Here is a 13321-nt window from a genome sequence, read left to right as displayed (position 1 = left end):
CAGACGCTGGGAGCATCTGCACTTCGCTTCAAATCAACCCTCGATCTTCGAGAAATCCGCGACGTTGTGCACTGCGGCGCGGACTCGCTCAAGTAGCGCGAGACGAGCGGATCGCTTGGCGGGATCGGAATCGTTGACGATAACGCTATCAAAGAATGCGTCGATCGGGGCGCGCAGCGAGGCGAGCGCGGCCATGGCGGCGGCGAAGTCTTCGCGCGCGATCGCGGCGGTGGCGCGGGGTTCGGCGGAGTCGAGCGCGGTCATCAGCGCGGTCTCTGCGGGTTCGGGGGTGTAGGACAGCGCTTCTTCTTCGCCCCTCCCTGGAAGGGAGGGGTTGGGGGTGGGTCGGTCCGAGGCGGGCGCGGCGTTCCCACGAGGGCTACCCACCCCCGGCCCCTCCCTTTCAGGGATGGGAGCAGAAGAGGCTGCGTCGTCCTTCGGCGCTTCCTTCTTCAAAATATTGGCGGCGCGCTTGTAGCCGGCGAGCAGGTTCGCACCGTCCTCGGTGGTCACGAACGCCTGGAGCGCGTGGACGCGCGCGAGCAGGCGGACGAGATCGTCCTCGCCGCCGAGCGCGAACACCGCGTCGATCAGGTCGTGACGGACGCCGGCTTCGCGTTGTTGGACCGAGAGTCTTTCCCCGAAAAACGGAACGATCTCTTGCTGCTTCATATCAGCGAAGGCGAACACTGCCGCGGGTACTTGGTCTTCGGACAGGCGTGCAGTCAGAACGCTCTCTAAACTCCCGCCCCGCAAACCTTCCGTTTGGATGTCGTGTTGGGATGCCAAGGAAAAGAACGCTGCCATCCGGTCGTCCGAAATTTCGTCTACCCGACGCGCGCCAGCCAGCAACCGGTTCCACCAAAACACGCCGTGCTGGGTAAGTGCCTGAATCAAAGCCCGACGAAAGCCAAGTCGCAGTTGGTTGACGGTAATGATGCGGATGGCACCCAGCGCCGCTCGACGTAGAGCAAAAGGATCCTTCGAGCCCGTTGGCTTCTCGTTAATCCCGAAGAAGCCAGCAATCGTATCCAGCTTGTCCGCCAAGCTTACGGCCACCGTTACCGGGTCGGTGGGGACGTCGTCGCCTTGGCCGACCGGCTTGTAGTGGTCGCGGATGGCGGTGGCGACGGACGGGTGCTCGCCCTGCGCGGCGGCGTAGTAGCCGCCCATCAGGCCTTGCAACTCGGGGAACTCGCCGACCATGCCGGTGACTAGGTCTGCTTTTGCGAGGCGGGCTGCGCGGTCTGCTAGGTCTGCGAGCTCTTCTCTCCCATCCCGCTTGCGGGAGGGGTCGGGGGAGGGGCTAGCCTCAAACGCGGCGGTGGTGGTTGTGTCAGGCCCTCCCCCGACCCCTCCCGCGAGCGGGAAGGGAGCAGAAGCAGAAGCGACTATGCCCTCTTCTACCAGCCAGCGGGCGAGTTTCGCGACGCGGTCGACCTTGTCGGCTACGGTGCCGAGCTTTTCGTGGAAGACGATCTTCGACAGCTTCTCCGCCTGCTCTTCGAGCGGGACCTTGAGGTCGGTGTCGTAGAAGAACTTGGCGTCCGACAGGCGCGCGGCGAGGACCTTGCGATTGCCCTCGACGATCTTCGCGCCGCCGTCATGCGCGGCGATGTTAGCGGTACAGACGAAAGCGTTCGCCAATTTTCCGTCCGCGCCGCGGCAGACGAAATATTTCTGGTTCACGCGCGCCGTGAGCTGGATCACCTCGGGCGGGACGTCGAGAAACGCGGGATCGAACTGGCCGAGCAGGGGAATCGGCCATTCCGTGAGGCCAGCATTCTCCGCGACTAGGCCCTCGTCCTCGATCAGTTCGAGGCCGGCCTGCGCGGCGGCTTCGCGGGCGTGGTCGCGGATCAGCGTGGCGCGTTCGTCGTGGTCGACGATGACGTGGCAGGCGCGCAGTTTCTCGACATAGTCGTGCGCGCCGCCGATCGTGATCTGGTACGGGTGGTGGAAGCGGTGGCCGAGCGTGGCGGCGCCGCTGGCGATGCCGGCGATCTCGAACGGCACGATCTCATCGCCGAGCAGCGCGACGATGCCTTGCAGCGGGCGGACCCACCGGAGCGATTCAGTGCTGGCCGACGCATCGCCCCAGCGCATCGACTTCGGCCACGGGAACGCGCGGACGATCGCGGGGATCGCCTCGGCGAGCACGGCGGCGGTGGCGCGGCCGGGCTTCTCCGTGACTGCGAAGAGCGTACCGTTGCGGTCTATGAGTTGCTCGCGCGTGAGGCCCGTCTTGCGGAGGAAGCCTTCGAGTGCCTGGGGTGGGGCTGAGGTCTTCGGGCCCTTGGTTTCCTCGGAGACGGCGGCGGTCTCAAGCGGCAGGTCGCGCGCGATCAGCGTCAGGCGGCGCGGGGTCGCGTAGGTGACGATGGCGCTGGTGGCGATGCCGGCCTTGGCGAGCTCGGCGGTGAACAGCTTCGCGAGGTCTTCACGCGCCTTGGACTGCATCCGGGCGGGGATTTCTTCGGAGCGGAGTTCTAGGAGGAAGTCGGTCATTTGGGTTCGCACGCGAAGAAGAGAGAAGGGGTTTCGCGCAGAGGCGCAGAGGCGCGGAGGAGAAGGGTAGAAGAGAAGGTTGGAGCGGTTGCGCTGCGCGCGAACAAGTGACGCCGCAGGCGTCTTTGAACATGCCGAAGCCGGATTGCCGGTCGATATACCGACGGCCCTGCCTTCTGCTCCGCGCCTCTGCGCCTCTGCGCGCAAAAACCTTCTTGTCGACGAACAGCCATCACGCCGCCCATCCGTGCTTGTCCATCCAGGCGGCGCAGGCGCCTTTCGCGAGGTCTCGGACGCGGCCCATATAGGCTTGGCGTTCGGCTACCGAGATTACGCCGCGGGCTTGCAACAGGTTGAAGATGTGGCTGGCTTTGATCGCCTGCTCGTAGGCTGGGATCGGGAGCTTGGCGGCCAGTGAGTTCTCGCATTCGGCGACGTGCTTGCGGAACTGGTCGAAGAGCGAGTCCGTGTCGGCGATCTCGAAGTTCCACTTCGACATCTCCTGCTCGTTCTCCAGGAACACGTCGCCGTAGGTCACCCCGGCGTCGTTGAACGCCAGGTCGTAGACCGAGTCCTTGTCCTGGATGTACATCGCGAGGCGCTCCAGCCCGTAGGTGAGTTCGCCAGCGACGGGCTTCATGTCGAAGCCGCCCATCTGCTGGAAATAGGTGAACTGAGTCACCTCCATGCCGTCGCACCAGACCTCCCAGCCGAGCCCCCAGGCGCCGAGCGTTGGGCTTTCCCAATCGTCCTCGACGAAGCGGATGTCGTGCTTCAGCATGTCGATGCCGATCGCGGCTAGGCTGCCGAGGTAGAGCTCCTGGAGGTTGGCGGGGCTTGGCTTCAGGATGACCTGGTACTGGTAGTAATGCTGGAGCCGGTTGGGGTTCTCGCCGTAGCGCCCGTCGGTCGGGCGGCGGCAGGGCTGCACGAACGCGGCGTTCCACGGTTTCGGCCCGAGCGCGCGGAGCGTCGTGGCGGTGTGGAAGGTGCCCGCGCCCATTTCCATGTCGTAGGGCTGCAGGATCAGGCACCCGTGCTCGCTCCAGTAATCGTGGAGCGTGAGGATCATGCGCTGGAAGCTAAGAGGCTTTTTCACGGGCTGGGTCACGGGCTGGGTCACGCGCGGGCTTTGGCGGATGGGGGTGCGGGAGGCAAGTGGTGCGTTGCGACCGGGCGTCCTACATGGGGCCAAACCAACAATGAGGATGCCGTCACCTTGAAGCTGTTTTCGAAGATCGTTTCGTTCCGATCCGCGCTCTCTGCCATCGCCATGGCGTTCGCCCTGCCCGCCTGTGCGCAGGTCGCGCCGAAGCCTGTGCAAGCCGCGAACGATGCCGATCCGGCGTTGTGGGTGGTGAAGGACAAGGACACGACGATCTACCTGTTCGGGACGATCCATGTGTTGAAGCCCGGCATGACGTGGTTCGACGAGGCGGTGAAGACTGCGTTCGATCGCTCGAACCAGGTGGTGCTGGAGCTGGTGATGCCCGATCCGGCGAAGATGCAGTCGCTGGTGATGGCGACCGGCGTGTCGAAGGACGGGCCGACGCTGACCGAGCAGCTGCCTGCGGACAAGCGTGCGGCATATGCGAAGGCGGTGACCGACCTGGGGCTCCCGGCGAATGCGTTCGATCGGTTCAAGCCTTGGCTGGCGGCGACCAACCTGTCGATCGCGCCGCTGTCGAAGCTTGGGTACGACTCGGCGAACGGGCCCGAGCAGGTAATTACGGCGGCGGCGAAGGCTGCGGGGAAGCCGGTGATCGGGCTTGAAACGGCGGAGCAGCAGCTTGGGTATTTCGGCGGGCTGTCGCAGAAGGCGCAGATCCAGTTTCTGGGGAGCACGATCGACGAGCTGCCTAAGCTCGAGAGCACGATGGCGACGATGGTGGACGAGTGGGCGAAGGGGGATCCTGAAGCCCTCGCCAAGGAGATGAACGACAGTTTGAAGGACTCGCCCGAGGTGGCGAAGGTGCTGCTGGTGGATCGTAATGCGCGCTGGGCTGAATGGGTGAAGACTCGCCTCGGGACGCCGGGGACTGTGTTTGTCGCGGTCGGTGCTGGGCATCTCGCGGGCAAGGACAGCGTTCAGGCGCAGTTGGCTAAGCTTGGGGTGCAGGCTGAGCGGGTTCGGTATTGAGCCATCGAGTCCCTCTCCCCTCGGGGAGAGGGAGGGAGGAGCCCTTGCGACGGAAGGGTGAGGGGGAGTTGGGATAAAACGTCCCGAGCCTCACCGCCCCTCACCCTCCCACGTGCAAGCGCACGCGGGCCCCTCCCTCTCCCCGGAGGGGCGAGGGTTTAGTTGATTCTGACCTCGCTTTCCGCTATGCGCCCGCGCTTCCGGTCCATGGTCATCCCTGGAGGCGTGGGCGGGAAGGACAACAAACGAGTTTCGGAGAATACAGATGAGCGACCAGTTGACGCTCGCAGCCGAGACGCGTGACCGGGTTGGCAAGGGAGCCTCCCGGGCGCTGCGTCGTGATGGCCGCGTGCCTGCCGTGATATACGGCCTGAACCAGGAACCAACCTCGGTTCACCTCGAGGAAAAGGCGCTGATGAAGGCGCTGATGACCGGCCACTTCATGAATTCCGTCGTGATGGTCAACGGCGTGCGCACGCTGCCGAAGGACGTGTCGTTCCACCCGGTTTCGGACCGCCCGATCCATGTCGACTTCCTGCGCATCGGCGAGCATTCGACCGTCACCGTCGCGGTGCCGATCGCGTTCACCGACGAGGACGACGCACCGGGCATCAAGAAGGGCAAGGGCGTCCTCAACATCACGCGTCACGAGATCGAGCTGGTCGTCGACGCTTCGGACATCCCGAGCGAGATCACGATTTCGCTCGCCGGTCTGGAGATCGGTGATTCGATCCACATCAGCGACGTGAAGCTGCCCAAGGGCGCCACGCCCGCGATCGACGACCGCGACTTCGCGATCGCCACGATCGTGCCGCCGACCGTGCCGACCGTCGAGGACGAAGAGCTCGAGGCTGAAGTCGCCGAAGCTCAGGCTGCCGAGGCTGCTTCGGACGAAGAGCCGGTCGTTGAGCCTAACGACGATGACAACGACGACGACAAGATCACGCCGCAGAAGAAGGACTGAGGGTTCAGCCCTTCGTGTTAGGATGATCTGGCGGGCGGGAAAGCTAGGGCTTTCCCGCCCGTTTCGTTTTGCAAGCCGTTCGCCTACCCAAAAAACCGTCATCCCCGCGCAGGCAGGGATCCAGACCCTCGGACCTTTCCTGTTGAATCGAGGGGTTTGCCAGTATGGGTTCCCGCCTCCGCGGGAATGACGGTTTGGGGCGCGGACAACGATCGTTTTTGGAGAATCACACGTGCAGATCTGGGCGGGACTCGGCAATCCGGGGGCGCAATATGCGATGCACCGGCACAATGTCGGGTTCATGGTCGCCGACGCGATCGCCGAGGTGCACGGCTTCGGCGCGGTCAAGAAGCAGTTCCAGGGCTGGACGCAGGAGGGGCGGATCGGCTCGACCAGGATCCTGCTGCTGAAACCCGCGACCTTCATGAACGAGAGCGGCCGCGCGATCGGCGAGGCGCTGCGCTTCTACAAGCTTGGCGTCGAGGCGCTGACGGTGTTTCACGACGAACTCGACATCGCACCGTTCCGTGTGAAGGTGAAGACCGGCGGCGGGACTGCGGGGCATAACGGGCTGCGCTCGACCGACCAGCATCTGGGACCCGAGTTTCGCCGCGTGCGGCTGGGGATCGGGCATCCGGGGCACAAGGATCGCGTGACCGGATACGTGCTCGGCAATTATGCGAAGGCCGAGATCGAGCCGCTGTCCGGCATGCTCGGCGCGGTGGCGGCGGAGGCCAAGTGGCTGGCGGAAGGCGACGACGTCCGCTTCATGAACGATGTCGCATTGAGGATGCAGCCATGACCACCCGTTCCCTGTTTGCCACGCGGTTCTACGAGGCCGATCTCGGTGACGACGATCTGGTCGAGGAGCTGGAGGACGCCGCGCTCGAACTGGCGAAGGCGGATCGCGCCGGGGTCGCGTGGTCGAAGGCGCATGGGTATCGCGGGTACACGTCGTATGCGTCGTTGAACGACCTGCCACTCCGCGATCCGCGGTTCGGGGATCTGGTTCGGGTGTTGAACAAGCACGTCGCGCAGTTCGCGAAGGATTGTGCGTTCGATCTGGGCGGGCGGAAGTTGAAGCTGGATAGTCTTTGGGTGAACGTCCTGAAGCCCGGTGGCGCGCATTCGGGGCATATCCATCCGCATAGCGTCGTGTCGGGGACTATGTATGTGGCGATTCCGGACGGGGCTGGGGCGTTGAAGCTGGAGGATCCGCGGTTGCCGATGATGATGGCGGCGCCGACCCGGCTGGAGGATGCGGCGGAGGATCTTCGGACGTTCGTGTATGCCGAGCCTAAGCCGGGGAGTGTTTTTCTGTGGGAGAGCTGGTTGCGGCATGAGGTCGTGCCGAATGCTGCCAAGGGTGAGCGGATTAGTATTAGTTTTAACTATCGGTGGTGATGGGGGCGGCTGAGACAGCTCGGCACGCAGAGTACCACCCCGGCGCAGGCCGGGGCCCAATTGGGGAACGTCGCTAACTGAGGACTGCCCTTCATCAGCTTAGCCTTCCCACTTGGGCCCCGGCCTTCGCCGGGGTGGTAGTGTTTGGGGGAGCGTTCGGCACCTTCTTACCCCCTCCCCTTCAGGGGAGGGTTGGGGTGGGGCTTGGCCGCATAGGTTAGCCTTCGTGGCACTGCCCCACCCCGACCCTCCCCTGAAGGGGAGGGAGTTTGAGGCGGCGCTCGTTGAGCACCGCCCCTGCCCGATTACGCCGTCTTCATTGTCGCCATGTCGATGACGAAGCGGTATTTCACGTCGCTCTTCACCATGCGCTGATAGGACGGCTCGATCTCGTCCATGCGGATCATTTCGATGTCCGACACCAGGCCGTGCTCGTTGCAGAAATCGAGCATCTCCTGCGTCTCGGCGATGCCGCCGATCAGCGAGCCGGCGATCGCGCGGCGCTTGAAGATGAGGTTGCCGACCGAGGGCGACGGATGCGCGTGCTCGGGGACGCCGACCAGCGTCATCGTGCCGTCGCGCTTCAGCAGTGCGGTGAAGGTGTCGAGGTTGTGGCTCGCTGCGACGGTGTTCAGGATGAAGTCGAAGCTGTTGGCGTGCTCGGCCATCGCGGCTTCGTCCTTCGACACGATCAGGTCCTTTGCGCCGAGACGCTTGGCGTCCTCGCGCTTGTTCGGCGAGGTCGAGAAGACATAGACCTCGGCGCCCATCGCGTTGGCGATCTTGACGCCCATGTGGCCGAGACCGCCGAGACCGACGATGCCGACCTTCTGGCCGGGGCCGACCTTCCAGTGCTTGAGCGGCGAATACGTCGTGATGCCGGCGCAGAGCAGCGGCGCGACCGCGGCGAGGTCGGCTTCGGGATGCGAGACCTTCAGCACGAAGCCTTCGTCGACGACGATCTTGTCCGAATAGCCGCCGAAGGTGTGGCCACCGAGCACGGGATCGGGGCCGTTATAGGTGCCGACGAAGCCGGTGGTCTCGCAATATTGCTCCTCGCCGTCCTTGCACGATGGGCACTCGCCGCAGCTGTCGACCATGCAGCCGACGCCGACGACATCGCCGACCTTGAACTTGGTAACATCGCTGCCGACGGCGGTGACGTGACCGACGATCTCGTGGCCGGGGACGCAGGGGTAGAGCGTGCCTTCCCACTCGCCCTTAGCGGTGTGGAGGTCGGAATGGCAGACACCGCAGAACGCGATATCGATCGCGACGTCGGTCTTGCCGGGTTCGCGGCGCTCGAAGCTGAACGGTGCGAGCGGTGTTTCGGGGGATTGCGCGGCGTAGCTGTGGGCGGTCGTGGTCATGAAATTCCTGATCTATCTCAAGCTGGGATCGGGATATAAGCGTCGACCATATGATAACTACCGACCGGTATGATTATTTTGCTGCACTGCGGCAATCGAGTGGTTCGATCAGCGCATGCGCCAGTCTGATCCTCCCCCGCCAGGGGGAGGTGGCGCGAAGCGACGGAGGGGGAGGAACATGCCACGCCGGTTGCGCGGGCCTCCCCCTCCGTCAGGCAAGTGCCTGCCACCTCCCCCTTGCGGGGGAGGATCAAGGGAATGGCGTCCTTGCTGGCCTTCCGGACCGCCCTGCCCTAAAGCGCCCGCACATTCTTATACCAAGGGCATATCATGGGTTTTCGCTGCGGCATCGTGGGGCTGCCGAACGTCGGCAAGTCCACTCTCTTCAACGCGCTGACCGAGACGGCCGCGGCGCAGGCGGCGAACTATCCGTTCTGCACGATCGAGCCGAACGTCGGTAACGTCGGCGTGCCCGACAAGCGGCTCGACGCGCTCGCGAAGATCGCCGGATCGCAGAAGATCATCGAGACGCAGTTGGGCTTCGTCGACATCGCCGGCCTCGTGCGCGGCGCGTCGAAGGGCGAAGGGCTCGGCAACCAGTTCCTCGGCAACATCCGCGAGGTCGACGCGATCGTCCACGTGCTGCGCTGCTTCGAGGACGGCGACGTGACGCATGTCGACAACAAGGTCGATCCGATCGCCGACGCCGAGACGGTCGACACCGAGCTGATGCTGAGCGATCTCGAAAGCCTCGAGAAGCGCGTGCCGAACCTCGCCAAGAAGGGCATGCAGGGCGACAAGGAAGCCAAGATCGGTGCCGCCGTGCTCGGCCAGGCGCTCGAACTGCTCCGCGAAGGCAAGCCCGCGCGGCTGACCGTGCCGAAGGACGAGGACGAGGCGCGCGTGTTCGCGCAGGCGCAGTTGCTGACCGCGAAACCGGTGCTGTACGTGTGCAACGTCGACGAGGGCGATGCGGCGAACGGCAATGCGCTGTCGGCACGGGTGTTCGAGAAGGCGAAGGCCGAGGGCGCCGAGGCGGTCGTGGTGTCGGCGGCGATCGAAGCGGAAATCGCGACGATGCCCGCCGAGGATCGCGGCGAGTTTCTTGGCGAGCTGGGGCTGGAGGAGACTGGCCTCGCCCGCGTCATTACCGCCGGGTACAAGCTGCTGCATCTGCTGACGTTCTTCACGGTCGGCCCGAAGGAGGCACGCGCCTGGACCGTCCACGAGGGCGCGACCGCACCGCAGGCCGCGGGCGAGATCCACGGCGATTTTGAAAAGGGCTTCATCCGCGCCGAGACGATCGCGTTCGACGACTTCATCGCGCTGGGTGGCGAGTCGAAGGCGCGCGAGGCGGGCAAGCTGCGCGCGGAAGGCAAGGCGTACGTCGTCCACGACGGCGACGTGATGCACTTCCTGCATAGCTGACGGCTTGGCGGCGGGTCAGCGATAGTTTTCGCAGGCTATTCCGTCGCCGTCGCCGTCCATGCCGGCGCGGTAGCCCGGCTGGCCGCGGTGGAGCGGCGCGGCCCCCGCCGCCCGCACTTCGCCACACCCGCTGTAGAATACCGAGCTTTCTGACTGAGAACTGGTTGAAGGGCGGGCCGGTGGCGATGATCCCAAAGCCGGCCGAACGACGTTGTAGGGCTCGGCGTCAGCGACTCGTCGTACAGGCGCGACAACGTGTCGCCGCACCACCGGCGGCGCGACAATCGCCATATTGGGGACCGCCTTGGTATCGACGATAGTCGGGGCAGGAACGGGCTGCGGCTCGGTGGCTTTCCAGACACCGGCAAACATCAATGTCGAGGCGATCGCCGTGACCGCGATAAAGGAACGCTCCATGACGCCACTATACGGGCGTACTAGTTGACGAATATTATCGATGGTTGCTGCCTTAACTGCCGAGACAGTAGATTACACGATTTCCATTGCGGCAGATTAGCCCCGGTTCAGCACGGACCATGCCAGAACACACCGCGGCTTGGTTCCGAGTAGCAAGCTGCGGGCATCGGAAGGTTCGCTTTGCTGACCGGCACATCGTAGCCATAGCCACCATCGAAATATGCTTTGGTCGTGATATCCACGCCCCAGGTGTGGACCGTTACATCTTCAGGGTAGAGGTCGGCGATAGCCGCAGGCCATTTTCCCTTCGAGATTTTTCTCCAGTTTTTTGGTCGTTCCGCCGGGTATTTTTTCATCAGCGCCTGAGCCCCGGCTCGAATCGCCTCAAGTTTGTTGGCATCGGAAATGGGCCGGTTGCAACCACTGAGAAGCGACATAACCGCCAACATGGTAAGCATAGTTGTCGCGGATCTCGATCTGTCCATCAGGTATCCAAGCACATCCATCAACCGTCCACTATCAGCCGTTAGCCGTTGCTCTTGGTAAGATCAGGCAATGCCAATGGTCGTCTTGCGGCCTTGCGACTTGCTGCGGCGACTATGACGGCGCTGGACAGGAGGATGCTGGACACTAGCGCGCCGACTGACAGCAGGCCGACGGTTGTTACCGAGGCGTCGAAGGTGGTGCGCTTGCCGATCCGGATCGAGACTTTGGCGGCGGGAGTGCTCGGGGTTTTGGTTCGTTCGGGGTGCGTTGGGGTCTTCATGGGCGGAGGCTGAACCTTTCGCGGCTTTCGGGCAAGGCTGCGATTTGGCGCGACCGCGGCTTTGAGGGTTCGAGAAACCGTGAGGTTGTCGCGGGTCGTGCGTGGGGTTAGACCGGCGGCATGCTCGCGCGCCTGATCTTGGCCTTGCTCCTTGCTGCGTTTGTGTTTCCTGCGGTGGCGCCGGCGGCGTGTCATGATGCGTCTGCTTCGCGCGGGCATGCCGTTGTCATGGACATGGCGGCGATGGGCGGGACGCACGAGGCAATGTCGAGCCATCGGCCGGATCACGAGGCGCCCGACCGGAAGGCTACGCCGCTGCATGGATGCATCGGGTGCGTGCCGCCTTCGAACTGGAATACCGCCCGGGTGCTCGGCATGGCGTTGCGGGAGCCGGCTATGGTGACCGAGCGGGCGGCGGTGCTGGATCTTGGGGCTGGCGTCGCGCCGGCTTTGCGGCCTCCGCGAGAGGCTTGATCGTCGGGTGTTGAGGCACCGTGATTTTCAGGCTTTTCCAAGGATATAATTATGACTCGATCGAGGTTGCTCGCGGCTGGTGCCGTGAGGGCGATGCTGCTTGCGGGCGGTGTCGTAGCGGCGGTGGTGCCGGTTGGCGCGGTGGCGCAACATGCCATGGCCATGCCGGGCATGACGATGCCGGATACGGCTTCCACGAAGATGGTGAAGAAGACCAAGTCGCGGCCGATGGCTAAACGGTCGGGTGCGCGTTCGGCTGCTCCGGCGGCTCAACCATCGCAGTCTGGCGGTATTGTCGATCATTCGACGATGGACCATTCGGCGACGGGGCACCCTGCTCCGGTCACGCCGCCGGCTCCGGCCGCACCGGCTGCGATGCCGGACGCCATGCCGGGGATGGATCATGCGCAGATGGATCATTCCGCGATGCCTAAGATGGCGATGGATCATGGCGCGATGGGGCATGCGATGATCGCCGATCCCACCTACCGCGAGGCGTCCGATGCGGCGCTGGCGCAGATGCCGGCGGGCTCGGCGATGGCGGGGATGGCGATGGGGACGTCGGCCGGGTTCTACAGCCAGGGTAGCGGGACGTCGCGGCTGCCGGCGGCCGAGGGGCCGATGCGCGGGTATATGGCGCAGGTCGGCGAGTGGATGCTGATGGCGCATGGCTATGCGTGGGGCGTCGCGACCGACCAGGGGGGCCCGCGCGGGAAGACCGAGGCGTTCGTGCAGTCGATGGCGATGCTGATGGCGGATCGCGACCTGGGCGACCGGTTTCATATCCAGTTGCGGACGATGAACAGCCTCGAGCCGCTGATGGGCGCGCGCGGCTACACCAATCTGTTCGCGACGGGTGAGCTGGCGAACGACCAGCCGCTGGTCGATCGGCAGCATCCGCACGACCTGTTCATGGAGCTTGCCGCGAAGGTCGATTATCGGCTCGGGAACGGCAACACGGTGTTCCTGTATGGCGGGCCGGTCGGCGAGCCGGCGCTGGGGCCGAGCGCGTTCATGCACCGCGGGTCGGCGCGGTATCAGCCGATGTCGCCGACCACGCATCACTGGTTCGATTCGACGCACATCACCTACGGCGTGGTGACGGCGGGGTATGCGACGCCGGCGTTCCAGCTGGAGGCGTCGGCGTTCAAGGGTCGCGAGCCGGACGAGCATCGCTGGAATATCGAGACGCCGCGGCTCGATTCGTGGAGCGTGCGGGGGACGTGGTCGCCGTCGCCGTTCTGGGCGGTGCAGGTGAGCCATGGCCATCTGAAGGAACCCGAGGCGCAGCATCCGGGGGAGGACGAGAACCGCTCGACCGCGAGCGTGCAATATGCGCGGGCGGGGCTCGCGACGACGTTTGCGTATAGTCTCAAGGACCGGGTGCCGGGGGAGAAGCTGAGCGCGTTCCTGGCGGAGGCGACGTATGAGCTTTCGGCGCGGCATGCGGTGTTCGGGCGAGTCGAGAACGTGGCGAACGACGAGCTGTTTCCCGACGAGGGCGATCCTTTGCACGATCGGAAGTTCCGGGTGACCAAGGCGGAGGTCGGGTATGCGTACCGGGTGCCGATCGTCGGGCCGCTTGGGTTGGCGCTTGGCGGGACGGTGGCGGCGTATGCGAAGCCGGCGGCGCTGGAGGCGGCGTATGGGAAGACGCCGGTGAGTTGGACCTTGTTCAGCAAGCTGGCGGTGGGGTTGTAGGCTGCATAACATCGGACAGCACCTCTTGTTCTCCCGTGAAGGCGGGAGCCCAGTCTGGGTCCCCGCCTTCGCGGGGAAACAAGCGAGGATAAGTTCGCCCCGCACGGATCGCTTTCTCTCATCGTTCGTGCCGAGTAAGGACCGCGCGA

General features: G+C 64.6%; 13 protein-coding genes. 7 read left to right on the top strand and 6 right to left on the bottom strand.

Translation table 11 applies throughout. The features are described 5' to 3' along the window. Positions 1–33 precede the first annotated feature (33 nt). Both glyS and AC59GX_RS12625 read right to left on the bottom strand, forming a co-directional pair. Positions 34–2508, bottom strand: a complete 2475-nt coding sequence (gene glyS, locus AC59GX_RS12630; RefSeq protein WP_426281563.1) for a glycine--tRNA ligase subunit beta — start codon at positions 2506–2508, stop codon at positions 34–36. Positions 2509–2740: 232 nt separating this feature from the next. Beyond that, the gene (locus tag AC59GX_RS12625; protein WP_093398883.1) at positions 2741–3580 is read right to left on the bottom strand and encodes a glycine--tRNA ligase subunit alpha; all 840 of its coding nucleotides are present in this window, start codon (positions 3578–3580) and stop codon (positions 2741–2743) included. A gap of 201 nt (positions 3581–3781) precedes the next feature. Here AC59GX_RS12625 and AC59GX_RS12620 point away from each other — a divergent pair, with 201 nt between their 5' ends. The 4 genes from AC59GX_RS12620 (at position 3782) to AC59GX_RS12605 (ending at position 7016) form a co-directional block, all read left to right on the top strand. Next, positions 3782–4648 carry a TraB/GumN family protein gene (locus AC59GX_RS12620; RefSeq protein ID WP_426281854.1) on the top strand — a complete coding sequence of 289 codons (867 nt, stop codon included), beginning with the start codon at positions 3782–3784 and terminating at the stop codon, positions 4646–4648. Positions 4649–4913: 265 nt separating this feature from the next. Beyond that, positions 4914–5612, top strand: a complete 699-nt coding sequence (locus tag AC59GX_RS12615; protein WP_056488652.1) for a 50S ribosomal protein L25/general stress protein Ctc — start codon at positions 4914–4916, stop codon at positions 5610–5612. 232 nt (positions 5613–5844) lie between these two features. Next, positions 5845–6414: an aminoacyl-tRNA hydrolase gene (pth, locus tag AC59GX_RS12610; RefSeq protein WP_497301811.1), complete on the top strand. Its 570-nt coding sequence runs from the start codon at positions 5845–5847 to the stop codon at positions 6412–6414. After that, entirely contained in the window at positions 6411–7016 is a 606-nt protein-coding gene (locus AC59GX_RS12605) for a TIGR02466 family protein (protein WP_426281566.1), read from the top strand. Before pth ends, AC59GX_RS12605 begins: the two co-directional genes overlap by 4 nt. A 305-nt stretch (positions 7017–7321) precedes the next feature. Here the strand turns inward: AC59GX_RS12605 and AC59GX_RS12600 are convergent, their stop codons facing one another. After that, positions 7322–8386, bottom strand: a complete 1065-nt coding sequence (locus AC59GX_RS12600; protein ID WP_497301809.1) for an NAD(P)-dependent alcohol dehydrogenase — start codon at positions 8384–8386, stop codon at positions 7322–7324. Between the two features lie 330 nt (positions 8387–8716). Between AC59GX_RS12600 and ychF the strand changes: the two genes are divergently transcribed. Then, the gene (gene ychF / locus AC59GX_RS12595) at positions 8717–9814 is read left to right on the top strand and encodes a redox-regulated ATPase YchF (RefSeq protein ID WP_056047251.1); all 1098 of its coding nucleotides are present in this window, start codon (positions 8717–8719) and stop codon (positions 9812–9814) included. A gap of 15 nt (positions 9815–9829) precedes the next feature. Here the strand turns inward: ychF and AC59GX_RS12590 are convergent, their stop codons facing one another. The 3 genes from AC59GX_RS12590 to AC59GX_RS12580 all read right to left on the bottom strand — a co-directional run bounded on the left by AC59GX_RS12590 (position 9830) and on the right by AC59GX_RS12580 (position 10997). Continuing rightward, the gene (locus AC59GX_RS12590; RefSeq protein WP_426281569.1) at positions 9830–10231 is read right to left on the bottom strand and encodes an excalibur calcium-binding domain-containing protein; all 402 of its coding nucleotides are present in this window, start codon (positions 10229–10231) and stop codon (positions 9830–9832) included. Between the two features lie 107 nt (positions 10232–10338). Then, positions 10339–10680: a hypothetical protein gene (locus AC59GX_RS12585; protein ID WP_497301807.1), complete on the bottom strand. Its 342-nt coding sequence runs from the start codon at positions 10678–10680 to the stop codon at positions 10339–10341. Positions 10681–10757: 77 nt separating this feature from the next. After that, positions 10758–10997 (bottom strand): hypothetical protein, encoded by a 240-nt coding sequence (locus AC59GX_RS12580; protein ID WP_156362362.1) that lies wholly within the window; start codon positions 10995–10997, stop codon positions 10758–10760. A gap of 120 nt (positions 10998–11117) precedes the next feature. Between AC59GX_RS12580 and AC59GX_RS12575 the strand changes: the two genes are divergently transcribed. Both AC59GX_RS12575 and AC59GX_RS12570 read left to right on the top strand, forming a co-directional pair. Continuing rightward, positions 11118–11471, top strand: coding sequence for a hypothetical protein (locus AC59GX_RS12575; RefSeq protein WP_426281572.1), 354 nt, complete (start codon positions 11118–11120; stop codon positions 11469–11471). A 51-nt stretch (positions 11472–11522) separates the two neighbouring features. Continuing rightward, positions 11523–13172, top strand: coding sequence for a hypothetical protein (locus AC59GX_RS12570; RefSeq protein ID WP_426281573.1), 1650 nt, complete (start codon positions 11523–11525; stop codon positions 13170–13172). The last annotated feature ends 149 nt before the right edge of the window (positions 13173–13321 follow it).

The sequence above is a fragment of the Sphingomonas sp. 320_CC genome, from assembly GCF_059691795.1.
Note: the sequence above shows the minus strand (reverse complement) of the source record. Positions and strands in the feature narration are given on the sequence as shown.